Source organism: Hungatella sp. SL.1.14 (assembly GCF_024460495.1).
Taxonomy (GTDB): Bacteria; Bacillota; Clostridia; order Lachnospirales; family Lachnospiraceae; genus Hungatella; species Hungatella hathewayi.
The window spans coordinates 1-306 of record NZ_JANFYJ010000275.1 but is presented as its reverse complement, the minus strand read 5'-3'; the positions used below and the strand labels follow the sequence as shown (position 1 = coordinate 306).

1 pseudogene is annotated in these 306 nt (G+C 51.3%); it reads left to right on the top strand.

Annotated features, from left to right (window positions below):
- A pseudogene (locus NE473_RS30965) lies at positions 1–306 on the top strand (extracellular solute-binding protein); the annotation flags it as partial.

Here is a 306-nt window from a genome sequence, read left to right as displayed (position 1 = left end):
GGAAAAGCTGGGGCGCGACGGCGGCATGATTCCGTTAAATGATCTGATTAAAGAGCATGCGCCCAATATCCAGAAGGTGCTGGATGAGGATGCCAGATACCGCCAGACGGCGTATTCCCTGGACGGAAATATCTACCAGATTCCCAAAAATCAGGAACTGAAGGCCGCTGAATTCTGGTGGATCAGACAGGACTGGCTGGATAAGCTGAACTTAAAGGCTCCGACTACGGTCGATGAGCTTCATGATGTGCGGTACGCGTTCCGCAATGAAGATCCCAACGGAAACGGATTAAAGGACGAGATTCC